This is a genomic window from Xanthomonas campestris pv. phormiicola (genome assembly GCA_025666215.1).
GTDB classification, from domain to species: Bacteria; Pseudomonadota; Gammaproteobacteria; order Xanthomonadales; family Xanthomonadaceae; genus Xanthomonas_A; species Xanthomonas_A campestris_A.
Map to the genome: position 1 here is coordinate 4,092,628 of CP102593.1, position 26,143 is coordinate 4,118,770.

A 26,143-nucleotide genomic window follows, 5' to 3' on the forward strand; every position below is an offset into this window, starting at 1 on the left:
CGCGCCGCTGCGCACGCGCCGGCCACCGTGCGCGCGTGAGCGGCAGCGCGCTGGACGCACTGCGCCAGTTGCAGGCCGCGGTGCGCCGCGACCCGCAGGATTTCATCGCCTGGGTGATGCTGGCCGACGCCGAACTCGGCGCCGGGGCGATCGCCGCCGGCGAACAGGCCGCCCTGCGCGCACTGCAGCTGCGCCCGGCACATCCGGAAGCCCTGGCACGGCTGGGCCGGGTGCGCTGGAGCCAGGGCCGCCACGCCGAGGCCGCCGCCGCGTTGCGCCAGGCGCAGCAGCAAGCGCCGCAGCATCCCGGCATCGCCCTGTGGCTTGGCCATGCGCTGGAGGACAACGGCGAGGCCGAAGCCGCCGCGCAGGCCTATGCGCACGCGCATGCGCTGCTGCCGCAGGAACCGTCGATCGCCGCGCACCTGCTGAACTGGCGGCGCAAGCTGTGCGATTGGCGCGCGCTGGATGCGCTGTCGCAGCAGGTGCGCGGCGCGGTGCGCCAGGGCCATCCGGCGATCGAACCGTTCGCCTTCCTCAACGAAGACGCCAGCGCCGCCGAACAGCTGCACTGCGCGCGCAACCGTGCGCTCGCCTTGGCGCAGACGCTGGCGCCGTTGCCGGCGACGACGCTGCGCCGCGCCGGCCCCTTGCAGGTCGGCTTCCTGTCCAACGGCTTCGGCGCGCATCCCACCGGGCTGCTGACCGTGGCCTTGTTCGAGCGGCTGCGCGCGCACGCCGACCTGCACCTGCAGCTGTTCGCGTTGAACCGCGACGACGGCAGCGCGATCCGCACGCGCCTGCAGGCTGCGGCGCACGCCTGGCACGATGTCGCCGGACAACCGCACCGGGCGATCGCGCAAGGCATTCGCGCTGCCGGCATCGACATCCTGTTCGACCTGCGCGGCTGGGGCGGCGGCGGTGCGCCGGAAGTGCTGGCGCTGCGTCCGGCACCGCTGCAGATCAACTGGCTGGCCTACCCGGGCACGTCAGGCGCACCGTGGATCGACTACGTCGTCGGCGATGCGTTCGCGCTGCCGGATGCGCTGGCCGCGCACTACAGCGAGCGCGTGCTGCGCCTGCCGCGCGCGTTCCAGCCCTCGGACGACAGCCGCCACGTCGGCGCGCCACCGTCGCGCCGCGACTGCGGGCTGCCCGAACACGGCACGGTGTTCTGCTGCTTCAACAACAGCTACAAGCTGACCCCGCGCAGCATGACGCGCATGCTCGCGGTGCTGCGCCAGGTGCCCGACAGCATGCTGTGGCTGCTGTCCGGACCCGGCCAGGCCGATGCGCGGCTGCGCGAGGCCGCGCGCCGCGCCGAAGTGGATCCGGCGCGGTTGCGCTTCATGCCCAAGCTGGCGCATGCCGACTACCTGGCCCGCTACCGGCATGCCGACCTGTTCCTGGACACGCATCCGTACAACGCGCACACCACCGCCTCCGACGCGCTGTGGGCCGGCTGCCCGCTGCTGACCTGCCCCGGCGCGACCTTCGCCGCACGCGTGGCCGGCAGTCTCAACCACCACCTGGGCATGGACGCAATGAACGTGGCCGACGACGCCGCGTTCGTCGCCAAGGCCGTGCAGCTGGGCCGCGACCCGGCCGCGCTGCGCGCGCTGCGCGACACGCTGCAGCAGCGCCGCGCCAGCGCCGGCCTGTTCGACATGCAGGGCTTCGCTGCGGACTTCGCCGACCTGTTGCGCGATACCGCGCGCCGGCACGGCTGGAGCGGGCCGCAGTAGCCCGCGAATCGCCCGGCCGTGGCGGCACCGACACCTGGCGCGCGGGAACGGATGCGTTCGCCTCCAGACCAAACCTCCCGGCAGGTTGCCGGCGTCGGCGATCCCGATTCTTCAACGCGCGCGAGCGACAGCCGACCGCGGCTGACGACACGCACATCGCCGCGCGCTGCCGAAGCGCCCTCATGCACAAACGCGCTTGACCTGAAGCGCAGTTGAGGTTCGACACTGCGCGCCTTCCGTTCGCGCACGCCCCGATGCCATCACGCCTGTCGCCCGACCTCACCTCCCCGCATGCACGCAGCGTGCTGGTCGCCCATGCCTCGGCACCGGTCTGCGCGACGCTGCTCGCACGCTTGCACGCCCACCCCGGCGGCGGCCTGCATGCCCTGGCCTGGCTGGAAGCGCTGAGCGCCGCGCCGGACCTGCTGTACGCGCAATGCTGCGGCGACGACACCACGCCTCTCGGCCGCAGCCTGCACCCGCGCGCGCCGGCGCCGCGACTGACGCTGCGCCGCTACCGTCGCATCCGCAGCGGGGTGTCCGATCCACAGCGCGTGCCCGGCTGCGTCGTGGTGACCAGGCTGGCGACCCGCGATGCCGCGCAGGCGCAGTTCCACGCCAACGCGGCGTTCGCCGCGCTGCAAGACGGCGCGCACGCGCTGCGCGGCCTGATCGCCTCGCATCTGCACCTGTCCGACGACGGCCGCAGCCTGCTCGACTATGCGGAATGGAGCAGCGCCGACGCGCAGCGTCGCGCCCTGCAGCGCGAACCCGAACGCCTGCCGCTGGCGGCCCATCCTGCGGCCAGGGTGACCCACTACCGGCCGCATGCGCTGACCCTGCTTGGCGATCCAGCGCAACCCACGCACGGCCGCACCTGAACCGGCATCGCCCCGCTTCTGCGACGGCGCCTGTACGCGCGCTGCCGATGCGTGGCGGCAGGCTGTACGCCGACCGGGCGAGCCGCTAGGCTTCCTACATGAGCGCCAAAGCCGATTTCATCGCGTTGAACCTGTGCGTACTGACCGTGTCGGACACGCGCAGCCTGGCCGAAGACAGTTCCGGCGATTACCTGGTGTCGGTGCTCGGCGAGGCTGGCCACCGCCTGTACGCACGCCAATTGCTGCCCGACGACCGCTACCGGATGCGCGCGGTGGTCTCGGCGTGGATCGCCGACCCGCAGGTCGACGGCATCCTGGTCACCGGCGGCACCGGCTTCACCGGCCGCGACTCCACCCCCGAAGCGCTGCTGCCGCTGCTGGACAAGCAGATGCCCGGCTTCGGCGAGCTGTTCCGTGCGATCAGCTTCGAGGAGATCGGCACTTCCTCGCTGCAGTCGCGCGCCTTCGCCGGCCTGGCCAACGCCACCTTCGTGTTCTGCCTGCCCGGCTCGACCTCGGCCTGCCGCACCGCCTGGGAAAGGATCGTCGCCGCGCAGCTCGACGCGCGCACCCGGCCGTGCAACCTGGCCACGCTGCGCCCACGCCTGAAGGAATGACCTGGAACCGCGCATGTCACTGGACACCACCCTGCGCCTGCTGGCCAAGGCCAGTGGCATGACCGCCGCGGACATCGCCGCCGCCATCCCGCGCGCCGGTGCGGCCACGGTCAAGGCCTGGCTGGCCGGCGAAAAGATGCCCGGCCGCGACCAGCTCAACGCGCTGGCGCGCGCCTTCGGCGTCCCCGCCGGCGCGCTGCTCGGCGAACTGGCCAGCCAGCTCGACCCGGCCCGCACCCGCGGCGAACACGATCTGCTGCAGGCCTACCGCACCCTGGACAGCCGCCAACAGGGCGCGCTGCTGGAAGTGGCGCGAAGCATGGCCGGCACCCGCGCGAGGCGCAGCAAATGAGCAAGCTCAAACGCAAGCAGTACCATGCATTGATGCAGCCGCTGCAACTGCAGCTGGTGGCGCTGGCGCAAGCCCTGCAGCACAGCGGCCAGCGCGTGCTGGTGCTGTTCGAAGGCCGCGACACCGCCGGCAAGGGCGGCGCGATCCAGGCCATCGCCGAACACCTCAACCCGCGCCAGTGCCGGGTGGTGGCGCTGCCCAAGCCGACCGACCGCGAAAGCACGCAGTGGTATTTCCAGCGCCACGTCGCGCACCTGCCGGCCGCCGGCGAGATCGTGCTGATGGACCGCAGCTGGTACAACCGCGCCGGGGTGGAACGGGTCATGGGCTATTGCAGCGATGCGCAGTACCAGGCCTTCCTGCGCCAGGCGCCGCTGTTCGAGCAGTTGCTGGTCGACGACGGCATCCGCCTGTTCAAGTACTGGTTGTGCGTGGACCAGGACCAGCAGGAGAAGCGCTTCGCCGAACGCCTGCACGATCCGTTGAAGGGCTGGAAGCTGTCGCCGGTGGACCTGCAGTCGCGCGCCCAATATGCCGACTACACCCGTGCCCGCGAGGCGATGCTGGACGCCACCCACAGCGAACGCGCGCCGTGGACGCTGGTCGATTTCAACGACCAGAAGCGCGGCCGCCTGACCCTGATCCGGCACCTGCTCGACCAGTTGCCCGACACGCTGCTGCAGGAGCCGGAGCTGGAATTGCCGCCACTGAAGCACAAACCGCGCAAGGAAAAATTCGGCGCGTTGCAGCCGATTGCGTCGTATCCGGTTTGAGGGCCGGGACTCGGGACTCGGGACTCGGGACTCGATGATGCGGTCCGCGACCGACGGTGCAATGGCTTCCTGTAGGAGGCTTCAGCCGCGACCGGACGCCTCCGCAAAGACGCGGCCGGATTGACACGCCTTCTGCAGCGGCAGGCGGTGGTGTGGGAGGGACTTCGGTCCCGACGCGCTACCGGTAAGGCCGCGTCGGGACTGAAGTCGCTCCCACAGCGAGCCGCCAGGATTTCCGGGATGTCACCCGATCGCGAAGCCCGCTGCCACCGGCGCCGGCCAGGGTTCGCGCAGCACCTGTTCGACCCGCGCCGCCGGCGGGCCGTGCCGCAGCCATTCGGCCAGCGCCTCCAGCGCCGCGGCCTCGCCGCAGGCGACGACCTCGACGCGGCCGTCGGCCAGGTTCAGCGCGCGTCCGTCCAGCCCCAGCGCCAGCGCGCGTTCGCGGGTGGAGGCGCGGAAATACACGCCCTGCACCCGGCCGGAGACCAGGAAGCGGACGGCACCCATCAACCGGCCGCCTTCGCCTGGCCGGCGACCTTGCCGCCGGCCGCGGCGATCGCCGCCTCGATGTCGTGCGCATTGACCGGACCCAGGAACTGCTTGGCCACCTTGCCGTCCGGGGCGATCAGATAGGTCATCGGCAACCCGCGCGGGGTGGCGAAATCGGCCGGCGGCGCATAGGTGTCGAGGATCGCCACCGGGTAGGCCACCGGGTGCTCCTTCAGGAACGCCTGCATCTCCGCCGGCTCGATGTCCTCGTAGGCCAGGCCCACCACTTCGATGTTGTCGCGCATCACGTGCAACGCCGACAGCTCCGGCATTTCCTTCAGGCACGGCGCGCACCAGGTGGCCCAGAAATTCACCACCACCCACTGCCCGCGATGCGCGGCCAGGTCGTACTCGCTGCCGTCCACCGCCTTCACCTTCAGCGTCGGCTGCGGCCGGGTTTCCTGCACCACGTTCGCTGCTTCGCCAGCGGCGGGCGCGGTTGCCGCAGCGGGCGCGGCTGGCGCCGCCGGGGCGGCGGGAGCCGCAGGCGCCGGCGCGCCCGGCGCGGCGCCGTCGGCGGGCGCAGGATGCCGATCGCAGCCGGCCAGCAGCGCGGCGGCGGCGAACAACGGGAACAGGATGCGCGGGGTCATGCGAGGTCTCCGATATCGGTGTAAAGATCGCCGACGCGCCGTTTCAGCACGTCGCGCAGCGGCATGCGCAATTCGTCCAGCGCGCGCCACGCCGCCTGCCCCAGCGCGTCGTCGCGGCACGGCAGGTAGGCTTCGGCGATCGGGATGCGCAGCTGGCAGTTTTCGTAGAGCTCGGTCAGCGGCACGTCGGCCAGGTCGCGCGCCAGCAGCCATTCGCCGTGCTCGGCACGGCTGAGCAGGCGGCTGCGTTCCAGCTCGCACAACAACTCCTGCACCAGCGAATCGGTCAGCATCGGCTCCAGCTGCAGGATCTGATCTTCCTGCAGGCCGTGGCCGTCCTTGCGCGCCTGCGCGAAGCGCCCGAGCAGGCGCAGCAGGCCGTAGATCTCGTAGCCGGCCGGCAGCCGCATCGACGCCGGCTGGTAGCGGAAGGCGGCGATCGAGGACGCCAGCGAGGCGCCGAGCAGGATCCCGATCCAGCTCAGGTAGGTCCACAGCAGGAAGATCGGCACGAACGCGACCGTGCCGTAGATGCGCTGGTAGGACTGGAAACTGCCCAGGTACAGGCTCAGCCCCCACTTCACCAGTTCCAGCAAGGCCACCGCCAGCAGGGCGCCGGGCACCGCGTGGCGCAGCTTGACCGTGTGGTGCGGCACCACCCGGTACACCAGGGTGATGCAGACGAATTCGATCAGCACCGGCGCCAGGCCCAGCGCCATCTGCGCCAGCAGCCGGCCCTCGCTGGTGCGGAACAGCGGCAGCGCGAAGAACCGCGCCGACGCCGCCAGCGACGCCGCGGCCAGCAGCGCACCCAGGGTCAGCACCGTCCAGTACACCAGGAAGCGGGTCAGCCGCGGCCGCGCCGAGACCACCCGCCAGATCCGGTTGAAGGTCTGCTCGACGCTGTTCAAGGTGATCAGCAGCGACACCATCAGCGCGATGGTGCCGGCGCTGGTCAGCTGCCCGGCGCTGGCCGAGAACTGGCGCAGATAGGCTTCCACCGAGCGCGCCGCGGCCGGCACGAAGTTGGAGAAGATGTAGTCGCTGAGCTGGTCGCTCCAGCGGTCGAACACCGGGAACGCCGAGAGCACGCCGAACACCACCATCGCCAGCGGCACCAGCGCGAAGATCGTGGTGTAGGCCAGCGAGGCCGCGGCCTGGAACAGGCGGTCGTCGAGGAAGCGCCGCCACAGGAAAGCGGCGAAGCTGCGCATCCGCGCGCGGTCGCGCACCCGCTCCGTCCAGAGATTGACCGTGTCCAAAGGCTGCATCGGGCAAGGGTACCCGATGCGCGCGGACGCCGGCATCGCCGATACTGGCGGCCGTTCTGGTGCAAGCAAGCGAGGGCCGCATGGCCGAGATCCTGGTCCTGTACTACAGCCGCGGCGGTTCGGTGGCGCGCCTGGCGCGGCAGATCGCGCGCGGCGTCGGCGAAGTGCCCGGCATGGCCGCGCGCCTGCGCACGGTGCCGCCGGTGGCCGCGGTCACCCAGGCCAGCGCGCCGCCGGTGCCCGACAGCGGCGCGCCGTACGTGGACGCCAGCGACCTGCGCGACTGCGCCGGCCTGGCGCTGGGCAGCCCGACCCGCTTCGGCAACATGGCCGCGCCGGTCAAGCATTTCATCGACGGCCTCGGCGCCGAATGGGCCAGCGCCACCCTGGCCGGCAAGCCGGCGGCGGTGTTCACCTCCACCGCCTCGCTGCACGGCGGCCAGGAAGCCACGCTGCTGTCGATGCACCTGCCGCTGCTGCACCACGGCTGCGTGATCGTCGGCATTCCCTACACCGAACCGCTGCTCAGCAGCACGCGCAGCGGCGGCACCCCGTACGGCGCCAGCCACGTCGCCGGCGCCGGGGACGACCCGCAGCCCAGCGAGGAAGAAGCGCAGCTGGCGCGCGCGCTGGGCCGGCGCCTGGCCGGCATCGCGCAACGCCTGGCGGCGCCATGAGCACCGCCCGCCTGCGTCGTGCGCTGGCCGCCACGCTGCTGCTGCTGGCGCTGTTGTACGCGGCCTGGTTCCACGACGACCGCCACCGCCTCGCCGCGCTGCTGGTGTTCGCGCTGCCGCCGCTGCTGCTGGCGATCGGCGCGCTGCGCGGCTCGGCGGTGGCGCGCTTCTGGGCCGGCGTGTTCGGGCTGTTCTGGTTCAGCCACGGGGTGATGGCCGCCTGGAGCCATCCGCCGCAGCGCGCTTACGCCTGGGCCGAACTGCTGCTGGCGCTGCTGGCGATCGGGCTGTCCAGCGCGCCGGGACTGCGCGCGCGTTTCGCCCGCAAGCGCGGCGCCAGACCGCCCGGCGGCGACACACCCTGAGCGGCCGCCGCCGGCACGCCGGTTATCATGGCGGCCTTGCGCGGCCACGGCGGCGCCCCGTCATGCTCTAGGAACCGGCAATGGAAGAACTCCTGATCGTCACCACGGGCGGCACGATCGACAAGATCTATTTCGACGACAAGTCCGACTACCAGATCGGCGATCCGCAGATCGGCCAGATCCTCAAGGAACTGGGCGTGACCTTCCGCTTCAGCGTGATCCCGATCATCCGCAAGGACTCGCTGCACATCACCGACGCCGACCGCGAGCTGATCCGCGCCACCGTCGCCGCGCAGTCCGCGCGCCACGTGCTGCTCACCCACGGCACCGACTCGATGGTGCAGACCGGCAAGGTGCTGCAGACGATCCCGGACAAGACCATCGTGATGACCGGCGCGCTGAACCCGGCGCGGTTCCGCGGCTCGGATGCCGAATTCAACATCGGTTGCGCGGTCGGCGCGGTGCAGTCGCTGCCGGCCGGGGTCTACATCGCCATGAACGGGCAGATCTGGGACCCGCAGAAGGTACGCAAGAACGTGGCCGCGAACCGCTTCGAGCCCGTCTGAGCCGCGATGTCCAAAGCCACCCGCGCAACCAGGGCATTGGACGCGGCCGGCGTCGCCTATCGCCTGCATCCCTACGATTACGAAGCCGAAGCCGGCGCCAAGGGCCTGCAGGCGGCGCAGGCGCTCGGCCTGCCGCCGGCGCGGGTGTTGAAAAGCCTGATGGCGTGGATCGACCACAACGCCGTGTGCGTGGTGGTGCCCTCCGATCGCCGCGTGCAGCTGAAGAAGCTCGCCGCAGCCGGCGCCGGCAAATCGGCACGGATGATGGAAGTGGCCGAGGCCGAGCGGCGCAGCGGCTACAAGGTCGGCGGGATCAGTCCATTGGGCCAGCAACGGCCGGCGCCGGTGCTGGTCGAGCGATCGGCGCTGGCTCCGGGCAGCGTGTGGTTCAACGCCGGCCAGCGCGGCTTGCTGCTGGAAATCGACGCCGAGCGACTGCTCGACGTATTGCAGGCGCGCGCCTGCGACCTATGCGAGTGAGGCTCCCTAGTAACTGGCGGTCACGCCCACCCCGGCCACCGCGGTCACCGCCTTCACCCGCACGTAGTAGGTCCCGGCAGGCAGGTTGAGCGTGCAGCTGTCGGCATTGGCCGCCGCGATCGATCTGCAGCCGTAGACGGTGTCGGTCGGCAGGCCGCCACCGCGCAGATACAGGTCGGCGTTGCCGGTACCGCCGGCCAGGGCCAGCTTCAGCCAGGGCGTGCCGGCCGGCACGGTGACCTGGTAGTACAGCGAAGTCCCCGCCTTGAGCGCCAGGCCACCCAGCGGCACGCCACGGACCAGGGTCTGCGCCTTCAGCGTCGCCGCCACCGCCGCGCCGGCATTGACCAGGCCCGCGCCGCAACCCAGCGTGCAGGCCACCGGCAATGCACTGGCGGTCGCCTTCAAGCGCGCCTCCAGTTCCGCCGGGGTCAGCGGGTTCAGCGCGGCCGACAGCACCAGGGCGGCCACGCCGGCCACATGCGGCGCCGCCATCGAGGTGCCGCTATAGAATGCGTAGCCGGCCGCGGCCGGCGCCAGGGTGCCAGTGTTGAGCGTGGACAGGATGCCCTGCCCTGGCGCAGCGACATCCACGCCGGCGCCATAGTTGGAGAAGCTGGCGCGTGCGCCGGCGGAGGTGGTCGCGGCCACCGCGATCACGTTCGGGCAGTTGGCCGGCACGCTGCCGGCGACGTTGCTGTTGCTGTTGCCGGCGGCCACCACCACGCTGGTGCCGCGCGCCACGGCGGCGGCGATGGCATTGGCCATCGTCGCCGAACAGGTGCCGCTGGCGCCCAGCGACAGGTTGATCACCTGCGCCGGGGTTGGATTGGCGGGAACGCCGGCGACGCTGCCGCCAGACGCCCAGACGATGGCATCGGCGACATCGGACAGGTAACCGCCGCACTTGCCCAGTACGCGCACCGGCAGGACCTTGGCATTGAACGCGACGCCGGCCACGCCGGTGGCGTTGTTGGTGAGCGCGGCGATGGTGCCGGCGACGTGGGTGCCGTGCCAGCTGGAGGATGCGCCGGGCGTGCCGGCACCGCAGGTATTGGCCGGATAGCCGTCGCCCGGATCGGCCGCATTGGCATCGCGGCCGCCGCCGTCGCCGGCGACCAACGGGTCGCTGATGAAGTCGTAGCCGGGCAGCACGTTCGCGGCCAGGTCCGGATGCGCGGTGATGCCGGTATCGATCACCGCCACCACCACGCCCTTGCCGCTGGCCACGTCCCAGGCGGGGCGCACGTTGATCGCGGCCGAGGTAGTGCCGAATGCCCACTGCTGCGGCAGGCCGGGGTCGTTCGGGACCAGCGTCGGCCGCAACAGCAGGTCGACCTCCACGCTCTTCACCGCCGGATCGGCGGCCAGGCGGCGCATCAGCGTCTCGGCCTCGACCCGGTCCAGCGCGCGGTCGGCACCGACCACATCGGCGCCGGTCGCCAGGCGCCGCAGCGAGGCCAGGCCGAGCGCGCGGCCGCGCCGCGCCGGCAGGATGCGTGCCGCGTCCGCCAGCGGCGCCGTGCGCGCCGACAGCGCGGGACGGGCGGCGTCGCGGTAGGTGACGATGAAACGTTGCGGATTCGGCGTCGAGGACAGGCCTTGCAGGCCGACCTCGCCGGCGGCGGCAGCGCTTGCGCACGCCGCCAGCGACATGATGGACACGACCGCGGCGCGGCGCGCGCGATGAGACAGTGCATGCTTGGACATCGAACTTCCCTCTATGGCGCATGGCGCAGTCGGCCGTGCCTGGCGCCGGGCGGGACACCGCCAAGCGCGCTTGCGCTGCGACGGCATCGCCGCCGCAGCCGGTGAAGACGGTCCTGCGTCCTCCATATCGGCGCTGCTTGTAGACAACGCAGGGGGGAGTGCTACCAATATTCCGATCTGTGACAGCAAGCCACTCGTATTGCGGACTGCACCGGCAGATCTCCACGCAGTAGGCGCCGGCGGCGGAGGCCACGCAAAAGAAAACCCCGCGCCAGGGCGCGGGGTCGTCGTCTGCGCAGCGTCCAAGGCGTCCTGCCCTGCCGCTGCGTGCAGCAGCCGCTACTGGCGCGGCGCCGCCGTCCAGGCGCGCGCCGCACCGCGCAGGCGGATCAGTAGTTCGCGGTCAGGGTGACGCCCGAGAACGTGCTGTACGCCTTGAGCCGCACGTAGTAGGTGCCGGCGCTGGGCGAGTTGAAGGTGCAGGTCTCGTTGTTGCCGTTGAGATACGGGCGGCACCCATAGCTGCTGTCGGTCGGCGCGCTGCCCAGGCGCACGTACAGGTCCGCATCGCCGCTGCCGCCGGAGATGGTGACGGTCAGCGAACTGACGCCGGACGGCACGGTCACGGTGTAGTTCAGCTCCGAGCCGGTGCTGGCGCCCAACCCGGTGACCGGCACGCCGTCCTGCAGCGTGTTGCCGGTGGGCGGTGGCGTGGTGCTGCCGCCCCCCAGCGCGGCGGTCACCGCGGCATTGGCGTCGAGCAGGCCGGCGCCGCAGCCCTGCGAGCAGGAGAAGCTGGCCGCGGTGCTCTTGATGGTGCTCTCCACCTGCGCCGGGGTCAGCGGCGTCGGCGCCACCGACTGCATCAGCGCGACCACGCCGGCCACGTGCGGCGTCGCCATCGAGGTGCCGTTGTAGGACGCGTAGCTGGCGTTGCCCGGGGTGGTGGTGCCGTCGTTGAGCGTGGACAGGATGCTCGAGCCCGGCGCGGAGATGTCGATGCCGGTGCCGTAGTTCGAGTAGCTGGCCTTGGCCCGCGAGGAGGTGGTCGCGGCCACCGCGATCACGTTGGCGCAGTTGGCCGGCACCGAGGTGGAGACGTTGGCCGAGCTATTGCCGGCCGCCACCACCACGGTGGTGCCGCGGCCGACCGCACCGTTGATCGCGTTCTGGTAGGTGGTCGAGCAGGTGCCGCTGCCGCCCAGCGACATGTTGATCACTTCGGCCGGGGTGGTGTTGGCCGGCACGCCGCTGACGGTGCCGCCGGACGCCCAGGTGATCGCGTCGGCGATGTCGGAGGTGTAGCCGCCGCACTTGCCGAGCACGCGCACCGGCAGGATCTTGGCATTGAACGCGGTGCCGGCGACGCCGGTGCTGTTGTTGGTCACCGCGGCGATGGTGCCGGCCACATGGGTGCCGTGCCAGCTGGAATTGGACGCCGGCGAACCGGAGTAGCACTCGTTGGCGGCCGCCCAGTCGCCTTCGTCGGCCGGGTTGCTGTCGCGGCCGTCGCCGTCGCGCGCGTCGGCGGCGACGCTGATGAAATCGTAGCCGGGCAGGACGTTGGCGTTGAGGTCCGGATGGCTGGTGATGCCGGTATCGATCACCGCCACGACCACGCCGGTGCCGGTGGCCTGGTCCCAGGCCGGACGCACGTTGATGCCGGCGGTGGTGGTGCCGAAGGCCCACTGGTTGGACAGGCTGGGATCGTTCGGGGTCAGCGCGATGGTCATGCGCTGGTCGACTTCGACGTACTCGACATTCGGGTCGGCGGCCAGCTGGCGCATCAGCGTCTCGGCTTCGGCATGGTCCAGCGCACGGCTGGACTGGATCACTTCCGGGCCGATCGCCAGGCGGCGCAGGCTGGTCAGCCCCAGCGCGCGGCCGTTCTTGGCCGGCATCGTCGCGGCGACCGATTGCAACGTCGCGCGCAGCGACGCCGAGGGGCCGGCCGCGGACGTACTCGCGATGCCGACCGGGGCGGCATCGCGGGTCTTGACGATGAAGCGCTGCACGGTCGGCTCGGCGGACAGGCCGGAGAGGTTGACGTCGCCTGCGAAGGCCGGCGTCGCCAGCAACAGCGAAGTCAATGCGGACGCTCCCAGCACGATCAGCCAAGGGCGCTGGCGCGAACCACGTTGCGAAATTTCGGACATTCGGAACTTCCTTTTCGTTGATTGCCACCTGATGGCGATTTTCGCGCTGCGGATGCCTACACGGGCACTGAATCCGGATGCAGCGCGACTCCCAGGCCGGCCCCCTGTTGCCAGCCGTTCATCCGACGCTATCCCAATACAGACGCGTATGGATGAACTCTTTATCGTCCAAAACTCGTAAATGTGACGTTTGTCAACATAAATGACGGCATCACTTTCGCTTTTTGCGACACGACGGCAACACCGCTGGCTCGAGAAGACAGTCCCGGGACATTTTTGCGCGGCGCGGCGTGGCCACGCGTCCGCACAGCAGGTCGCGCCATCAGGGAGCGGCTCCGCCGGACATCGACAGGGCCACCGACCGCCATGCGCAGCGCTAGCGCCAGGGGTCGCGGCGAACATTGGACAACTTGCGCCCCGGCGCGCGCGCGACCGCGTACGAACCTGGCGGTGTGGCGGGTTGGGCCTGGCAGACCCCATGGCGTGTCCGGGAACGGGCGACGCGCCCTGACGCGATCGACACTGGGCGCAGCCTGCGCCACGCCCAGCTCCAAGCCCGCCAATGCCGGCGGGCGAAGAACGCGGGACCTCTCAGCCCAGCCGCAGCAGCCAGCCGTGACGGTCGGCCACGCGGCCGTACTGGATATCGGTCAGTTCCTGGCGCAGCGACAGGGTCACCGGGCCGGCCGGCGCGGCCAGGTCGCCGACCGCGAAATCCTTGCCTTTCAGCTGCCCGATCGGGGTCACCACCGCGGCGGTGCCGCAGGCGAAGACCTCGGCGATGTCGCCGGAGGCCACGCCGTCGCGCCATTCGTCGATGCTCACCTGGCGCTCGATCACGGCCATGCCGCGGTCGCGCGCCAACTGCAGGATGCTGTCGCGGGTGATGCCCTCGAGGATGCTGCCGGACAGCGCCGGGGTGACCAGACTGCCGTCGCGCATCACCAGGAACACGTTCATGCCGCCCAGTTCTTCCAGGTACTTGCCCTCGACCGGGTCCAGGAACAGCACCTGCGAGCAGCCCTGCGCCTGCGCCTGCTGCTGCGGCAGCAGCGAGGCGGCGTAGTTGCCGCCGCACTTGGCCGCGCCGGTGCCGCCCTTGGCCGCACGCGCGTAGTCGGTGGACAGCCAGATCGCCACCGGCGCCACGCCCTTGGCGAAATAGGCGCCGGCCGGGCTGGCGATGACGTAGTAGCCGGCCTTCTGCGCCGCGCGCACGCCCAGGAACGCCTCGTTGGCGATCATGAAGGGGCGGAAATACAGGCTGGTCTCCGGCGCCGACGGCACCCACGCGGCATCGACCGCGATCAGCCGGCGCAGCGATTCGACGAACAGCTCCACCGGCAGCTCCGGCAGCGCCAGGCGCTGCGCCGAGCGCTGCAGGCGCTTGCCGTTGGCCTCCGGGCGGAAGGTCCAGATCGAACCGTCGGCATGGCGGTAGGCCTTGATGCCCTCGAAGATCTCCTGGCCGTAATGCAGCACCGAGGCGGCCGGATCCAGCGCCAGCGGGCCGTAGGCGCGGACCTGGGCATCGTGCCAGCCCTGCTCGCGGTCCCATTCGATGGCGACCATGTGGTCGGTGAAGTAGTTGCCGAAGCCCGGCGCGGCGAGGATCTGCGCGCGTTGGTCGGCGCTGCGTGCGGTGGTGGACGGGATCAGGCGGAACTGCGAAGACGGCTCGGTAGCGGACACCGGGGTTTCCTGTGGTAGTCGAGGGACGGCCGTGCCGCTGCATCATCGAAGCGCAGCGGCGGCGCCTTGTCCCGGCCCCAGGTCGCGCAGTCGCGCGCGGGTCAGAGCATGCCGGTTTCGAGGCGGGCGGCCTCGGACATCATATGCCGGCCCCACGGCGGATCGAACACCAGTTCGACCTCGGCCTCGGCGATGGTCGGGATCAGCTCCAGCTTGCTGCGCACGTCGTCGACCAGGATCTCGCCCATGCCGCAGCCCGGCGCGGTCAGTGTCATCTTCACCTCGACCATGCGCTGGCCGTCCTCGCGATGCTGCACGCCGACCTCGTAGACCAGGCCCAGGTCGACGATGTTGAACGGGATCTCCGGATCGAAGCAGGTGCGCAGCTGCTGCCAGATCAGCGCCTCGACCTGCTCGTCGCTGGCGCCCTCCGGCAGGTCCAGGCCCGGCGGCGGTTCCTTGCCGATCGCGTCGCCGTCCTTGCCGGCGATGCGGAACAGGTTGCCTTCGACGAACACCGTGTAGCTGCCGCCCAGCGCCTGGGTGATGTAGCCGTAGCTGCCGGCCGGCAGGGTGACCGCGTCGCCTTGCGGCACCATCACCGCCGCGCAATCGCGTTCGAATTGGACAGGTTCGCTGCTGCGTGAATACATGGGGGCGATATGGGGGCTGGCCCCGCCGGTGCAAGTCGTCCAGTTTATCCGAGTGCGCGGGGGAACGCGGCGAAGGGTATCCTGTGCGGATTCTCCGGGAACATCGCATGCCGCCCTCTTCCATGCCGGCCAGGACTTCGCACTGGCTATGGCCCTTGCTGCTCTGCCTGGGCTGTGTCACCGCCTTGATCGCCTGGATGCTGGTCGCGCTGAGCCTGGGTCACCAATCCGGCTGGATGGCGGTGCTGGTGGCGCTGGAGGTCGCGTGGATGCTGCGCCTGGGCACGCTGCCGCGCGGCAAGCTGCGCATCGCCGTGGCGGTGCTGGCCACCGCGCTGGTGATCGTCGCCGCCAACTGGGGCATCGCCGCCGCGCACATAGGCGCCGGGCTGGGCCTGGATCCCTGGGATTCGTCGCTGAAACTGGGCGCGCGCTACGCGTGGACGCTGACCGTGCTGGCCAACCGCCCCGGCGACGTGCTGTGGCTGGGCATGGGCCTGAGCGTGGCCTACTTCAGCGCGCGCTGAGGACAATGGTCGCGGCTTCAGCCGCGACAGCATCCAGGGGCGCCGATCGCCGGCGCCGGTTCAATGCCCGCCGTCCAGCGCCTTCAATTCGCTGACCAGCGCGCCAGCCGCCTCGGCGCCGTCGCCGTACAGCATGCGCGTGTTGTCGGCGTAGAACAGCGCGTTCTCGATCCCGGCAAAGCCCGTGCCCTTGCCGCGCTTGATCACCACGACGTTCCTGGAATTGACCACGTCCAGGATCGGCATGCCGTAGATCGGGCTGGCCGGATCGGTCCTGGCGACCGGGTTGACCACGTCGTTGGCGCCGATCACCAGCGACACGTCGGTGCTGGGGAACTCGGGATTGATGTCGTCCATGTCGGCGATCAGGTCGTAGGGCACGCCGGCCTCGGCCAGCAGCACGTTCATGTGCCCGGGCATGCGTCCGGCCACCGGATGGATCGCGAACTTGACCTTGACCCCGCGCTCGATCAGCCGCTGCGCCAGTTCCCAGATCTTGTGCTGCGCCTGCGCCACCGCCATGCCGTAGCCGGGCACGATCACCACCCGCTCGGCGTAGGCCATCATCGCCGCCACGTCGCCGGCCTCGATCGGCTTCTGCGCGCCGCTGATCTCCTGCGCCTGGCCGCCGCCGCCGAAGTTGGAGAACAGCACGCCGCTGATCGGCCGGTTCATCGCCTTGGCCATCAGCCGGGTCAGCAGGATGCCGGCCGCGCCGACCATCATGCCGGCGATGATCAGCGCCTCGTTGCCGAGCACGTAGCCCTCGAAGGCCACCGCCAGGCCGGTGAAGGCGTTGTACAGCGAGATCACCACCGGCATGTCGGCGCCGCCGATCGGCAGCGTCATCAGCACGCCCAGCGCCAGCGCCACCGCGAAGAAGGCGACGATCGCCACCGGGCTGAGCCCGATCGCGGCCCAGGCGCCCAGGCCCAGCATCGCCACGAACACCAGCAGGTTGAACGCCTGCTGCCCGGGGAAGGTGACGCGCTTGTCCAGCCTCCCGTCGAGCTTGGCCCAGGCGATGACCGAGCCGGACAGCGAGATCGCGCCGATCGCCGAGCCGACGATGGCCAGCGCCAGCGTGGTCGCGTCGGGCTGGCGCGCGGCCAGCGCGGCGATCGCGCTGTCGCTCCAGTGCGCCGTGTCGCGGTGCGCCAGGAACGAGAAGCGCAGCAGCTCCACCGCGCCGATCGCCGCGGCCGAGCCGCCGCCCATGCCGTTGTACAGCGCGACCATCTGCGGCATGTCGGTGATGGCGACCTTCTTGGCCGAGATCCAGGCCGCGCCGGTGCCGATCAGGATCGCCAGCAGGATCAGGGTCAGGTTGTGCAGGCCGGGCAGCAGGAACGTCGCCGCGGTGGCCAGCAACATGCCGAACCCGGCCCAGTGGATGCCGCTGCGCGCGGTCTTGGGCGAGGCCATGCGCTGCAGGCCGAGCAGGAACAAGGTGGCGGCCACCAGGTAGCTGGCCTTCACCAGCCAGGACAGGGCGTCGGCGGTGCTCATGCGCGCTCCCCCGCCAGCGGCGCCGCGGCATCGGGCCGGCGATCCAGGCGATGGTGTTCGAACATCTCCAGCGCGGTCTTCAACAGACCCACCATGCCCAGGCCGAACGCGACCAGGCCCAGCGACAGCTGGTTCAGCGCGGTGGAGCTGGCCAGGTAGGCGCCGACCAGCCCGATCGCGATCGGCAGCAGCGCCTCGACCGAGAGCAGCCACAGCATCAGCCGGCCTTTGCGCGGGTCCTGCCAGACCCTGTGCGAGATCTTGTTCTGGGTGCGGGTGGGATCCTGCAGCGAGGACAGGCCCACGCCCACGCCGGCGTACAGCAAGGCGTAGTTCCAGTCGTCGAACATGCCGACCATGCCGGCGAACAGCGGCTTGGCGGCGTAGACCGCGGCCGCGACCATCGCCGGATACTGCAGGTAGCTGAGCATCTGGAACCAGGCCCTGGGACCCTGCGGGCGCGCCGCGACCAGCGCCGGCTGCGCGGCGGTCATGGCGAGTCCCCGGGCTTCTTGGAACTCTTGAACATTTCCAGCATGCGCTCGGTGACCACGTAACCGCCGGCGGCGTTGCCGGCGCCGAGCAGCACCGCGAGGAAGCCGACCGCCTTCTCCAGCGTGGTGTCGGCGTGGCCGAGCACCACCATCGCGCCGATCAGCACGATGCCGTGGATGAAGTTGGAACCGGACATCAGCGGGGTGTGCAGGATCACCGGCACCCGCGAGATGATCACATGCCCGGCGATGGCCGCCAGCATGAAGATGTACAAGGCCACGAAACCGTCGCTCATTCCGCTTCTCCCGGGCGCCGCGCCCGACCGCCGCAATCATAACCGGGTGCTGAATCGGTGGGCGATGGCTGTGTGGCGCGGCCAGCGGCGGCGACCGGCCCGGCGCCAGGTCAACCGCGGCGGCGGCGATGCGTTATCCACGGTATCCCCGCGCCAGGAAGCTAAGCTGTGCTGGTGAGCACGCCCGCCCTCGACCCGCCGACGACCGACCTCGACAGCGACGCTGCCGCGCGTCCGCTGCCGGCGTCGCTGGACGCATTCCTGGCCGAGATCGGCCCGCGCGCGTTCCGCTTCGCCGAGGCCGGCCTGCGCCAGCGCGAGGATGCGCTGGATGCGGTGCAGGACGCGATGATCAAGCTGCTCGCCTACCGCGAGCGGCCGGCGCAGGAATGGACCCCGCTGTTCTGGAGCATCCTGCGCCGGCGCATCATCGACCTGCAGCGCCGCCGCGGCTTCCGCCTGCGCTTCTGGGCGCCGGCCAGCGAGTACGGCGAGGACAGCCAGCCGGACTGGGCCGACGAAGGCCCGACGCCGGCGCAGCGCCACGAGCAGCGGCAGACGCATGCGCGGCTGGTCACGGCGTTGCGCGCGCTGCCGGCGCGGCAGCGCGAAGCCTTCACCCTGCGCGTGCTCGAGGAGCTGGACGTGGCCACCACCGCACGCGCGATGGGCTGCTCCGAAGGCTCGGTCAAGACCCATCTGTCGCGCGCCCGCGAGGCATTGCAGAAACTTCTGGAGGACGTCCGGTGAAACCCGACACCACACATTCGGCCGCGTTCGACGCGCAGATGCGCCGCGCGCACCAGGCCTCGCTGCAGGCGTTGCCGGCACCGACCCTGGCGCGACTGCGCGCCGCCCGCCACGCCGCCAGCCGCCCCCACGCCACGCCGGCGCGACGCTGGGGCTGGCTGCTGGCGGCGGCCCCGGCGCTGCTCGGCGCCACCTTCGGCATGCATCTGCTGCTGCGCCCGGCGCTGCCCGTCGCGGCCCCGGCGACGGGCGTCGCCGGCGTTCCCGCCGCGGCCGCGGTGTCCGCGAGCGTGGCCGCGCAAGGCGACGGCGACGACGCCGTGGCCGGCCTGCTCGACGAAAATCCCGACCTGTACCTGTGGCTGGGTTCCGACACCTCGCTGGCGATGGAATGACCACGATGAACCGCCTGATCCGCATGTCCCTGGCGCTGGCCCTGCTGGCCGGGGCCACCCCGCTGGCGACGTTCGCCGCGCCGCCACCGCCGCCACCGCCGTCGGATGCCGACGCCGACGCGGGTCCGCCGCTGCCGGACTGGGAACACCTGAGCGCGCAGCAGCGCGAGTTGCTGATCGCACCGATGCGGCAGCGCTGGAACGATGCGCCGCAGCAGCGGCGCAGGATGTTCGAGCACGCGCAGCGCTGGCAGAGCATGACCCCCGAGCAGCGCGAACGCGCGCGCAAGGGCGCACGCCGCTACGAAGACATGAGTCCGCAGCAGCGCGAAGAGGCGCGCGTGCTGTTCGAACGCATGCGCACCTTGCCGCCGGAGCAACGCAAGGCGCTGCGCGATCGCTGGGAAGCGATGACCCCGCAGCAGCGCGACGCCTGGATCAAGGCCAATGCCGGCCCGGACACCAGGCCTGTGCCGGGTTCCAGGTGACCGACCCGTAAGCGCGTCGAGGCGGCGGCGCTTTTCTATCGCTGTCTAAACGCTGCCGTCGCGACTGGGGGCCGGTCTGCAGCATCGATCGCGACGCGGGCCACCGGTCGAATCCGTCGCGACGCAACGCCAGGCTGCATCGCACCACCGTCAGAGGCGGAAATGCGCCGGCAGGTGGACGCAGGGGCCTTGCTCGGAGACTTTGCAGGGGTGGGCGCGCTTCCCGGCGGCCATCGAGCGATCATTCGGGACTGGCGTCATCGGGAATGCCCGTCGCGACTGAAGTCGCTCCCACAGTTGGCTCCCGCAGCCCGCCGCCTGCAACTTGCGACTGGCCGTTGCCTCATTGGGGGCCGGCACGATGCGGGGAATGTCGGGAGACAACGCTCTGGCAGCGTCGGCGCCTGTCGCATCGGCGCGCGGCGTCGGTGCCGGCCGCCGTGCCAGGCGCGACACGCGGCCGACAGCACCGATCAACCGGTCCAGCGCGTCTTGGCCAGCAACTCGTCGTCCCAGTCGTAGGCGATCGCGCCGTCCTTCAGGAACAGCGCGACGAAGTTGTAGACGTTGCGCGCATACATCTCGCTGGCGTGCACCGCGCCCATGCTGGCCAGGTCGAGCGGGCCGGCGACGACCACGCCGGCGTGCTCGATGGTGTCGCCGGGGCGGGTCAGTTCGCAGTTGCCGCCGGTCTCGGCGGCCAGGTCCACCACCACGCTGCCCGGCTTCATGCCCTCGACCATCGCCGCACTGAGGATCTTCGGCGCCGGACGCCCGGGCACCGCGGCGGTGCAGACCACCACGTCGATGCCTTGCAGATGCTCGGCCAGGCGCCGCTGCTGCTCGGCGCGCTCCTGCTCGGTCAGCTGCCGCGCGTAGCCGCCCTCGCCCGCGGCGCTGACCCCCAGGTCGAGGAACTTGCCGCCCAGCGATTCGATCTGCTCGCGCGTCTCCGGGCGCACGTCGAAGCCTTCGACCTGCGCGCCCAGGCGCTTGGCGGTGGCGATGGCCTGCAGGCCGGCGACGCCGGCGCCGACGATCAGCACCCTGGACGGGCGGATGGTGCCGGCGGCGGTGGTCAGCATCGGGAAGAAGCGCGGCGCCAGCTGCGCGGCGATCAGGGTCGCCTTGTAGCCGGCCATGCCGGCCTGCGAGCTGAGCACGTCCATCGCCTGGGCGCGGGTGGTGCGCGGCAGCCGCTCCAGCGGGAACGCGATCAGTTGCCGCGCCTGCATCGCCTCGGCGCGCGCCGGGTCGGCCTGCGGCTGCAGGATGCCGACCACGCCGGCGGCGGGCTTGAGCTGGTTCAGCGCGACGACCGGCAACGGCTGCACGCACAGCACCAGATCGGCCTGCGCCGGAGTCGCGGCATCGGCGAGCTGCGCGCCGGCCGCCAGATAGGCCGCATCGACGAAGCCGGCGGCAACGCCGGCGCCGGGTTCGACATGCACCTGCGCGCCGAGCGCGACCAGCTTCTTCACCGTCTCCGGCGTCGCCGCCACGCGGCGTTCGCCCTGCGCCGATTCCTTCACCACCAGCACCTGCACTGCCATGCGATTCCCCATGCGTTGCCCGCCCTAGTCGGCGCCGATGCTACAGGGTCCGCGCGGCGATGGCAGCGCCGGGCGGCTGGTGCGCGTCCTGGCGGGTCGCACCGCGGGCGCGCGGGCATGCGCGAGGACCCGCGAGCAACGTGTGGGAGCGACTTCAGTCGCGACGGGCTCTACCGGGAAGGCCCGTCGCGACTGAAGTCGCTCCCACAAGGGATGGATCGCAGCAGACCCTCAGTGCAAGGTCGCGTTCTGCGGATCGAGGCGGTCGATGACGCCCTGCATCGCGCTGTCGAAGGCGCCGTCGTTGATGTGGCTGCGCAGCCGGCCCAGCCGCACCATCACCGCCAGTTCCTCCGGCGAGGCCACGCAGAAGCGCACGCCGCGGCGGTTGACGAACAGCAGCCGCGCCGAGATCGGGCTCACCCACGACAGCTTGCCGGTCTGCACCTTGCCGTCGCGGTCGATGAAATCCAGCCAGGTGCCGATCGGCATGGCGCGGAAGCGGTCGGCATCGGCGTTGTCGTAGTCCTCGACCGTCTCCGCGGCGGTGACCTCCACCGGTTGCGCCTCCTGCGCCGGCGGTTGCGGCAGCGTCACCTGCGGCAGTTCCGGCAACGGGCGCTCCAGTTCCGGACGCAGTTCGGCGACCGCCTGCAGCGTGTCGTGCAGCACGTTGATCGCCGCAGCGGCGGCCTCGGCATGCAGGCCGACGCTGGCGAAGACCTTGGTCAGCGGTCCCTGCCAGGCCTGCAGCCAGGGCTTGCCGACGATGTGCCGCTGCGCCTCGGCCGCTTCCTCGAGCAGGCCGTCGGCCAGCGCCAGCGCGTCGCGCACGCCGGTGCCGTCCTCGCCTTCGCGCAGCACCGCCATGGTCAGATGGTGCTGCCACGGCTGGCGCAGGAAGTCGTCCAGCGCCCGCGGCAGCTGCCGGCCCTGCAAGCGCGCCTGCAGTTCCGCCTCGGCGCGCTTTCGGGCCAGTTCGAGCTTTTCCTGGCCGCGCTGGGTCTCGGCGGCGCGGCGCTCGGCGATCTCGATGCGGCGCCGGTGCTGGGCCAGGAACTCGCGGAATTCCTCTTCCAGGGTCAGGAAGATCGCCAGGTTCTCGTTGAACTCGGCGACCAGCCGCTCGATGATCTCCTCGACCTTGCCCATCAGCACGCGCTCGGCCGGACTCTCGCCGGTATTGCCTTCGCAGGCCTCGGCCAGCGAGTTGAGCAGGCGCCGCGCCGGGTGGGTCTTCTGCACGAACATGCGCCGGTCCAGCAGCGCGACCTTGACGAACGGCACTACCAGCCGCCCGATCAGCTCGCGCGAGCGCCCTTCCAGGTCGCGTTCGTCGAGCATCACGTCGAACAGCATGCCGACCAGGTCGATCGCGTCCTCGTCGACCGGATCCAGCCGCGCATGCGCCGGATCCACGCCGAACTGGGTGGCGTTGGACAGCACCTCGCTCTTCAGCCGCTGTGCCAGCGATTCGCCGTCGTCGCCGATCGCCGCGCGCAGCGTGGCGCTGGGCGTGGCCTGCAGCAGCGACAGCACCGAGATCATCTCGCGCTGGCTCAGCGAGCGCTGCTGGCCGACCGCGGCGCTGGCCGCGGAGGTCGCGCTCTCGCGCACGCTGCGGGTCTGCTGCAACAGTTCGTGCAGCGCCTCCAGCAGCACGCCCTGGCTGCCGCCGGGCAGGTTGGCGCCGGCCTCGGCGTAGCCGTCGGTGGCCTGCAGGCGGCCGCGGCTCTCGGCCCAGCGGTCGACGAAGCGGCTGGCCCAGGCCGGCGCGTACTGCTCGTCGTACTCGCCCGCCTCGCCGGCGACGCCACCGTCCTCGCCGAACCCGGGGGTGTCGCCGCGTGCCTGGCGTTCTTCCGGCAGCGGCGCGCGGCGCGGCGGCGGTGGCGGGCGTGGCCGCGAGATTTCCGGCATCACCCCGGCCCGCGCCAGGTTGTCGTCCAGTTCCTGGTAGAGCTTGCCGATGCCGCCAGTGAGATCGCGCTCGCACAGCTTGATCAGCACCAAGCGCACTTCCGGGGCGAAATCGCTGGTGGAGAACGCGGCATGCACCGCGACGCCGATGTGTTCGGGGCCGACCGGATTGGTGTCGGCGTCCAGTGCCAGGCCGCCGGCGATCCAGCCCAGGCGGCGGTCGATGCGGTTGAGCACCGGCTTCCATTCGCGCAGCAGCACGCTGGCCAGGTTGCGCACCGCCAGCCGCGATTCCAGTTCGTGTTCGGACACCAGGCTCAGGCCCTGGCCGTAGCCGGCCAGCGCCACTTCGGCCGACAGCGGCGTGCCGGCTTCCAGCGCCTGCCAGGCCTGGTCCAGCTGCGCGCGGAAGCGCACCGCGATTTCGTCGCGGCGGCGGCGCAGCTCGCGCATGCCGTCCAGGAACAGCAGCTGCGAGGCGCCGGCGCTCTCGGCGCGGTCGAACAGCACGTCGTCGAAATGCGCCAGCGCGGCGGCGAATGCCTGCCCCAGCACCGGCAGCATGCCGTCGCGCGCCTGCATCAGCAGATGCGGGTCGCGCGCGGGATGTGCGTGCGGCGAGCTGGGGCTGAAACTCATGCGCGAAGGCTCCGCGCCGGGAGCGGCGCCAGGAAAGGAGTAAAAGGAAGTCGAACGGAAGCGGCCCCTGTTTCCGCCTCTGCATGGTAGGCAAGGTACCTGAACAGCAACCGTGATGCGCTACGCATTTTACGCTCCGGAACCTGACCTCGTCCGTCATCCTAGGTGGTCTTTGCGTAACGCCACCTGCAAGGCCGTGCGAAACCGCGCTTGTCGCGGCGGGTTCAGGCCGCGACCGCGACCCGTTCCAGCCGGTCCACCGCGCCCTGCATCGCGCTGTAGAACGCATCGTCGTCGCGATGCAGGCGCAGCCGATCCAGCTGCACCATCATCGCCAACGCTTCCGGCGAGGCCACGCACAGGCGGCCGCCGCGACGGTTGACGAACATCAGCCGCGACGAGATCGGGCTGACCCAGGACAATTTGCCCGGCTGCACGCGCCCTTCGCGGTCGACGAAGTCCAGCCAGGTGCCCATCGCCAGGGTGCGGAAATACTCGGCGGTGGTGTGGTCGAAATCGGTCGCCTGCGCCGGCTCGGGCAACGCCGGCACCGTCTCGGCCGCCGGCGCCTCGGGAGCGACCACAGGGGCCGGCGCCTGCAGCGGGCGCGCATGCGCCAGATCGTCCAGGGCCGCCTGCAAGCCCAGCCAGGCGGCCTCGGCGGCGGCCGCATCCAGGCCGACGCTGGTCCACAGCCGCAGCAGCTCGGCGCGCTGCGGTTGCAGCCAGCCGCCCGCCGGCACGCCGCCGCCGGTCTGCGCCTGGCGGCATTGCGCCAGCACCGCGTCGCCGAGCGCCAGCGCTGCGCTCACCGCCGCGCCATGGCCGTCGTCGCGCAGCGCCGACTGCTGCAGGTACTGGCACCACGGCTGGCGCAGGAAGGTCTCGATCGGCGCCGGCAGCGCGGCGCCGGCGGCGGCGCGCTGCAGGCGTTCGTCCACGGCCTGTGCGGCGAGGTGCCGCGCCTTGTCGCGGCGTTCCTCGGCACGCTGCAGCTCGGCCGCGCGGCGCTCGGCGATGTCCACCCGGCGCCGGTACTGCTCGCAGGCGCTGCCGAATTCCGCTTCCAGGGTCAGGAACACCGCCAGGTGCTCGTCGAAATCGGACACCACCCGCTCCACCACGGCCTGCGCCTGCGCCTGCAGCACCTGCTCGATCGCGCTGTCGCCGGCGTTGCCGTCGCAGGCGTCGGCCAGCAGATTGAGCAGGCGCCGCGCCGGATGCCCGTCGCGCACGAACAGGCGGCCGTCGATCAGCGCCACCTTGGCCAGCGGCACCAGCATCTGCCCGAGCAGTTGGCGTTGCGCCGGTTGCAGCACGCATTCGTCGAGCAGCACCTCGAACAGCAGACCGACCAGGTCCAGCGTGTCCGCATCGGCCGGCTCCAGCCGGGTGCTGGCCGGATCCAGCCCCAGCGATGCGCCGGTCGCCATCACCTGCCGGCGCAGCCCCTGCGCCAGCGGTTCGCCGTGTTCGGCGATCGCGGCGAAGCCGGCCAGCGGCGTGGTCTGCAGCAGCGACAGCACCGACAGCAGTTCGCGCGGCGACAGGCTGCGGCGCGCGTCGGCGGCAGGATCCGGCGCGGCCGGCTGCGCCTCGTGCAGCAGGGCGCGCAATGCCGGCGGCAACACGTCCTGGTCGTCGCGGGCATGCGCGTCCAGCGCGCGCGCGGCGCGCCGTTGCGCGGCCGACAGTGGCACTGCGGCATGCCAGCTCTCGAAGAACCGGCTGATCCAGTCCGGCGCCGCGTCGTCGCCGCTGGCGCCGTTGCGCGGGATGGCACGGCGGCGGGTGCGCCCCATCGGCAGCGAGCGCGCCCGCGCGACCTGATCCAGGCGCTGCTCCAGCCGCGCGTACAGTTCGCCGACCCGCTCCTGCAGTTCCTGCTCGCAGATCTTGACGATCGCCAGTTGCACCTGCGGCGCCAGCACCAGCCCGTGCAGCGCCGCATAGACGGCGGCGCCGATGTGCTCGGGACCGAACGGGTTGTTGTCGGCGTCGATGCGCTGGCCGCCGGCGATGAAGCCGAGGAAGCGGTTGAGCCGCATCAGTTCCGGACGCCAGCGGTGCTGGATCGCGCCGGCCAGGTTGCGTACCGCCAGGCGCAGGTCCAGTTCCTGTTCGGAGACCAGGCTCAGGTCGCCGCGCTCGCGCGCCAGGGTGCGTTCCACCGACAGCGGGCGGCCGGCTTCCAGGGCCTGCCAGGCCTGCGCCAGGTGGCCGCGGAAGCGCGCCGCGATCGGTTCGCGCTGCTGCCGCAGCAGCTGGATCGCCTCGAAATAGTCGTTCTGGGTCGGCCCCGCGCGCTCGGCCATGCGGAACAGCGCATCGGCGAGCACGTCCAGCACCTCGCCGAATGCACCGGCGAGCGGCACCGACACCACGTCCCGGACCTGATCGAGCAGGTCCGAGTTGCGGCTGGGCAGCAGCTCCTCGGCATATTCGGCGATTGTCATGGCAGTGTGATACGCAAGCGCAAGTGAGACCGA

25 protein-coding genes and 1 pseudogene are annotated in these 26,143 nt (G+C 71.2%); 13 read left to right on the forward strand and 13 right to left on the reverse strand.

Going from position 1 to position 26,143, the window contains the following annotated elements; all coding sequences use genetic code 11:
- The first annotated feature begins 35 nt into the window (after nucleotides 1-35).
- The 5 genes from NRY95_17190 to ppk2 all read left to right on the forward strand — a co-directional run bounded on the left by NRY95_17190 (nucleotide 36) and on the right by ppk2 (nucleotide 4,368).
- A complete protein-coding gene (locus NRY95_17190) occupies nucleotides 36-1,745 on the forward strand; it encodes a tetratricopeptide repeat protein (GenBank protein ID UYC15429.1) in 1,710 nt (569 codons plus the stop codon).
- A gap of 254 nt (nucleotides 1,746-1,999) precedes the next feature.
- The gene (locus NRY95_17195) at nucleotides 2,000-2,626 is read left to right on the forward strand and encodes an antibiotic biosynthesis monooxygenase (GenBank protein UYC15430.1); all 627 of its coding nucleotides are present in this window, start codon (nucleotides 2,000-2,002) and stop codon (nucleotides 2,624-2,626) included.
- Nucleotides 2,627-2,724: 98 nt separating this feature from the next.
- Nucleotides 2,725-3,243 (forward strand): molybdenum cofactor biosynthesis protein B, encoded by a 519-nt coding sequence (gene moaB / locus NRY95_17200; protein UYC15431.1) that lies wholly within the window; start codon nucleotides 2,725-2,727, stop codon nucleotides 3,241-3,243.
- A gap of 13 nt (nucleotides 3,244-3,256) precedes the next feature.
- On the forward strand, nucleotides 3,257-3,595 hold the full coding sequence (locus tag NRY95_17205) for a hypothetical protein (GenBank protein ID UYC15432.1): 339 nt from the start codon (nucleotides 3,257-3,259) through the stop codon (nucleotides 3,593-3,595).
- Nucleotides 3,592-4,368, forward strand: coding sequence for a polyphosphate kinase 2 (gene ppk2, locus NRY95_17210; protein ID UYC15433.1), 777 nt, complete (start codon nucleotides 3,592-3,594; stop codon nucleotides 4,366-4,368). The genes NRY95_17205 and ppk2 overlap by 4 nt, the downstream gene beginning before the upstream one ends.
- A gap of 243 nt (nucleotides 4,369-4,611) precedes the next feature.
- Here the strand turns inward: ppk2 and NRY95_17215 are convergent, their stop codons facing one another.
- The 3 genes and pseudogenes from NRY95_17215 to NRY95_17225 form a co-directional block, all read right to left on the reverse strand.
- A complete protein-coding gene (locus NRY95_17215) occupies nucleotides 4,612-4,878 on the reverse strand; it encodes an acylphosphatase (GenBank protein ID UYC15434.1) in 267 nt (88 codons plus the stop codon).
- Nucleotides 4,878-5,405: pseudogene (locus tag NRY95_17220) on the reverse strand (TlpA family protein disulfide reductase). The gene NRY95_17215 and the pseudogene NRY95_17220 overlap by 1 nt, the downstream one beginning before the upstream one ends.
- Nucleotides 5,406-5,509: 104 nt before the next feature.
- Nucleotides 5,510-6,784 carry a YihY family inner membrane protein gene (locus NRY95_17225; GenBank protein UYC15435.1) on the reverse strand — a complete coding sequence of 425 codons (1,275 nt, stop codon included), beginning with the start codon at nucleotides 6,782-6,784 and terminating at the stop codon, nucleotides 5,510-5,512.
- Between the two features lie 80 nt (nucleotides 6,785-6,864).
- Between NRY95_17225 and wrbA the strand changes: the two genes are divergently transcribed.
- The 4 genes from wrbA to ybaK all read left to right on the forward strand — a co-directional run bounded on the left by wrbA (nucleotide 6,865) and on the right by ybaK (nucleotide 8,872).
- Nucleotides 6,865-7,461, forward strand: a complete 597-nt coding sequence (gene wrbA / locus NRY95_17230) for an NAD(P)H:quinone oxidoreductase (protein UYC15436.1) — start codon at nucleotides 6,865-6,867, stop codon at nucleotides 7,459-7,461.
- Entirely contained in the window at nucleotides 7,458-7,826 is a 369-nt protein-coding gene (locus tag NRY95_17235; GenBank protein ID UYC15437.1) for a DUF2069 domain-containing protein, read from the forward strand. Before wrbA ends, NRY95_17235 begins: the two co-directional genes overlap by 4 nt.
- Nucleotides 7,827-7,906: 80 nt before the next feature.
- A complete protein-coding gene (locus NRY95_17240; protein ID UYC15438.1) occupies nucleotides 7,907-8,392 on the forward strand; it encodes an asparaginase domain-containing protein in 486 nt (161 codons plus the stop codon).
- Between the two features lie 6 nt (nucleotides 8,393-8,398).
- The gene (ybaK, locus tag NRY95_17245) at nucleotides 8,399-8,872 is read left to right on the forward strand and encodes a Cys-tRNA(Pro) deacylase (GenBank protein ID UYC15439.1); all 474 of its coding nucleotides are present in this window, start codon (nucleotides 8,399-8,401) and stop codon (nucleotides 8,870-8,872) included.
- 6 nt (nucleotides 8,873-8,878) lie between these two features.
- Here the strand turns inward: ybaK and NRY95_17250 are convergent, their stop codons facing one another.
- The 4 genes from NRY95_17250 to sufT all read right to left on the reverse strand — a co-directional run bounded on the left by NRY95_17250 (nucleotide 8,879) and on the right by sufT (nucleotide 15,083).
- Nucleotides 8,879-10,528 carry a S8 family serine peptidase gene (locus NRY95_17250; protein UYC18613.1) on the reverse strand — a complete coding sequence of 550 codons (1,650 nt, stop codon included), beginning with the start codon at nucleotides 10,526-10,528 and terminating at the stop codon, nucleotides 8,879-8,881.
- 443 nt (nucleotides 10,529-10,971) lie between these two features.
- On the reverse strand, nucleotides 10,972-12,738 hold the full coding sequence (locus NRY95_17255) for a S8 family serine peptidase (GenBank protein UYC15440.1): 1,767 nt from the start codon (nucleotides 12,736-12,738) through the stop codon (nucleotides 10,972-10,974).
- A gap of 591 nt (nucleotides 12,739-13,329) precedes the next feature.
- A complete protein-coding gene (locus NRY95_17260; protein UYC15441.1) occupies nucleotides 13,330-14,430 on the reverse strand; it encodes a branched-chain amino acid aminotransferase in 1,101 nt (366 codons plus the stop codon).
- A 101-nt stretch (nucleotides 14,431-14,531) separates the two neighbouring features.
- Nucleotides 14,532-15,083 carry a putative Fe-S cluster assembly protein SufT gene (sufT, locus tag NRY95_17265; GenBank protein UYC15442.1) on the reverse strand — a complete coding sequence of 184 codons (552 nt, stop codon included), beginning with the start codon at nucleotides 15,081-15,083 and terminating at the stop codon, nucleotides 14,532-14,534.
- Between the two features lie 107 nt (nucleotides 15,084-15,190).
- Between sufT and NRY95_17270 the strand changes: the two genes are divergently transcribed.
- Nucleotides 15,191-15,610 carry a hypothetical protein gene (locus NRY95_17270; GenBank protein UYC15443.1) on the forward strand — a complete coding sequence of 140 codons (420 nt, stop codon included), beginning with the start codon at nucleotides 15,191-15,193 and terminating at the stop codon, nucleotides 15,608-15,610.
- 60 nt (nucleotides 15,611-15,670) lie between these two features.
- Here NRY95_17270 and NRY95_17275 read toward each other — a convergent pair whose 3' ends face one another.
- Genes NRY95_17275 through NRY95_17285 form a run of 3 tightly spaced genes read right to left on the reverse strand, consistent with a single transcriptional unit; the run spans nucleotide 15,671 to nucleotide 17,909 of the window.
- Nucleotides 15,671-17,119, reverse strand: a complete 1,449-nt coding sequence (locus NRY95_17275) for an NAD(P)(+) transhydrogenase (Re/Si-specific) subunit beta (GenBank protein UYC15444.1) — start codon at nucleotides 17,117-17,119, stop codon at nucleotides 15,671-15,673.
- Nucleotides 17,116-17,613 (reverse strand): hypothetical protein, encoded by a 498-nt coding sequence (locus NRY95_17280; protein ID UYC15445.1) that lies wholly within the window; start codon nucleotides 17,611-17,613, stop codon nucleotides 17,116-17,118. The genes NRY95_17275 and NRY95_17280 overlap by 4 nt, the downstream gene beginning before the upstream one ends.
- Nucleotides 17,610-17,909: an NAD(P) transhydrogenase subunit alpha gene (locus NRY95_17285; protein UYC15446.1), complete on the reverse strand. Its 300-nt coding sequence runs from the start codon at nucleotides 17,907-17,909 to the stop codon at nucleotides 17,610-17,612. Before NRY95_17285 ends, NRY95_17280 begins: the two co-directional genes overlap by 4 nt.
- A gap of 237 nt (nucleotides 17,910-18,146) precedes the next feature.
- Here NRY95_17285 and NRY95_17290 point away from each other — a divergent pair, with 237 nt between their 5' ends.
- Genes NRY95_17290 through NRY95_17300 form a run of 3 tightly spaced genes read left to right on the forward strand, consistent with a single transcriptional unit; the run spans nucleotide 18,147 to nucleotide 19,542 of the window.
- Nucleotides 18,147-18,659 (forward strand): RNA polymerase sigma factor, encoded by a 513-nt coding sequence (locus NRY95_17290; GenBank protein ID UYC18614.1) that lies wholly within the window; start codon nucleotides 18,147-18,149, stop codon nucleotides 18,657-18,659.
- Between the two features lie 38 nt (nucleotides 18,660-18,697).
- A complete protein-coding gene (locus tag NRY95_17295) occupies nucleotides 18,698-19,054 on the forward strand; it encodes a hypothetical protein (protein ID UYC18615.1) in 357 nt (118 codons plus the stop codon).
- A gap of 5 nt (nucleotides 19,055-19,059) precedes the next feature.
- The gene (locus tag NRY95_17300; GenBank protein ID UYC15447.1) at nucleotides 19,060-19,542 is read left to right on the forward strand and encodes a DUF3106 domain-containing protein; all 483 of its coding nucleotides are present in this window, start codon (nucleotides 19,060-19,062) and stop codon (nucleotides 19,540-19,542) included.
- Nucleotides 19,543-20,015: 473 nt separating this feature from the next.
- Here NRY95_17300 and NRY95_17305 read toward each other — a convergent pair whose 3' ends face one another.
- From NRY95_17305 to NRY95_17315, 3 genes are all read right to left on the reverse strand, one after another.
- On the reverse strand, nucleotides 20,016-21,095 hold the full coding sequence (locus tag NRY95_17305; protein ID UYC15448.1) for an NAD(P) transhydrogenase subunit alpha: 1,080 nt from the start codon (nucleotides 21,093-21,095) through the stop codon (nucleotides 20,016-20,018).
- Nucleotides 21,096-21,326: 231 nt separating this feature from the next.
- A complete protein-coding gene (locus NRY95_17310) occupies nucleotides 21,327-23,654 on the reverse strand; it encodes a DUF1631 domain-containing protein (GenBank protein UYC15449.1) in 2,328 nt (775 codons plus the stop codon).
- Nucleotides 23,655-23,878: 224 nt separating this feature from the next.
- Nucleotides 23,879-26,110 (reverse strand): DUF1631 domain-containing protein, encoded by a 2,232-nt coding sequence (locus tag NRY95_17315; protein UYC15450.1) that lies wholly within the window; start codon nucleotides 26,108-26,110, stop codon nucleotides 23,879-23,881.
- Nucleotides 26,111-26,143 lie beyond the last annotated feature (33 nt).

Excerpts from the sequence above, each read along its gene's own strand:
- NRY95_17195 (UYC15430.1), top strand. The coding sequence starts at position 2,000 with ATGCCATCACGCCTGTCGCCCGACCTCACCTCCCCGCATGCACGCAGC.
- moaB (UYC15431.1), top strand. The coding sequence starts at position 2,725 with ATGAGCGCCAAAGCCGATTTCATCGCGTTGAACCTGTGCGTACTGACC.
- NRY95_17205 (UYC15432.1), top strand. The coding sequence starts at position 3,257 with ATGTCACTGGACACCACCCTGCGCCTGCTGGCCAAGGCCAGTGGCATG.
- ppk2 (UYC15433.1), top strand. The coding sequence starts at position 3,592 with ATGAGCAAGCTCAAACGCAAGCAGTACCATGCATTGATGCAGCCGCTG.
- NRY95_17215 (UYC15434.1), bottom strand. The coding sequence starts at position 4,878 with ATGGGTGCCGTCCGCTTCCTGGTCTCCGGCCGGGTGCAGGGCGTGTAT.
- NRY95_17225 (UYC15435.1), bottom strand. The coding sequence starts at position 6,784 with ATGCAGCCTTTGGACACGGTCAATCTCTGGACGGAGCGGGTGCGCGAC.
- wrbA (UYC15436.1), top strand. The coding sequence starts at position 6,865 with ATGGCCGAGATCCTGGTCCTGTACTACAGCCGCGGCGGTTCGGTGGCG.
- NRY95_17235 (UYC15437.1), top strand. The coding sequence starts at position 7,458 with ATGAGCACCGCCCGCCTGCGTCGTGCGCTGGCCGCCACGCTGCTGCTG.
- NRY95_17240 (UYC15438.1), top strand. The coding sequence starts at position 7,907 with ATGGAAGAACTCCTGATCGTCACCACGGGCGGCACGATCGACAAGATC.
- ybaK (UYC15439.1), top strand. The coding sequence starts at position 8,399 with ATGTCCAAAGCCACCCGCGCAACCAGGGCATTGGACGCGGCCGGCGTC.
- NRY95_17250 (UYC18613.1), bottom strand. The coding sequence starts at position 10,528 with ATGTCGCTGGCGGCGTGCGCAAGCGCTGCCGCCGCCGGCGAGGTCGGC.
- NRY95_17255 (UYC15440.1), bottom strand. The coding sequence starts at position 12,738 with ATGTCCGAAATTTCGCAACGTGGTTCGCGCCAGCGCCCTTGGCTGATC.
- sufT (UYC15442.1), bottom strand. The coding sequence starts at position 15,083 with ATGTATTCACGCAGCAGCGAACCTGTCCAATTCGAACGCGATTGCGCG.
- NRY95_17270 (UYC15443.1), top strand. The coding sequence starts at position 15,191 with ATGCCGCCCTCTTCCATGCCGGCCAGGACTTCGCACTGGCTATGGCCC.
- NRY95_17275 (UYC15444.1), bottom strand. The coding sequence starts at position 17,119 with ATGAGCACCGCCGACGCCCTGTCCTGGCTGGTGAAGGCCAGCTACCTG.
- NRY95_17280 (UYC15445.1), bottom strand. The coding sequence starts at position 17,613 with ATGACCGCCGCGCAGCCGGCGCTGGTCGCGGCGCGCCCGCAGGGTCCC.
- NRY95_17285 (UYC15446.1), bottom strand. The coding sequence starts at position 17,909 with ATGAGCGACGGTTTCGTGGCCTTGTACATCTTCATGCTGGCGGCCATC.
- NRY95_17295 (UYC18615.1), top strand. The coding sequence starts at position 18,698 with ATGCGCCGCGCGCACCAGGCCTCGCTGCAGGCGTTGCCGGCACCGACC.
- NRY95_17300 (UYC15447.1), top strand. The coding sequence starts at position 19,060 with ATGAACCGCCTGATCCGCATGTCCCTGGCGCTGGCCCTGCTGGCCGGG.
- NRY95_17305 (UYC15448.1), bottom strand. The coding sequence starts at position 21,095 with ATGGCAGTGCAGGTGCTGGTGGTGAAGGAATCGGCGCAGGGCGAACGC.
- NRY95_17310 (UYC15449.1), bottom strand. The coding sequence starts at position 23,654 with ATGAGTTTCAGCCCCAGCTCGCCGCACGCACATCCCGCGCGCGACCCG.
- NRY95_17315 (UYC15450.1), bottom strand. The coding sequence starts at position 26,110 with ATGACAATCGCCGAATATGCCGAGGAGCTGCTGCCCAGCCGCAACTCG.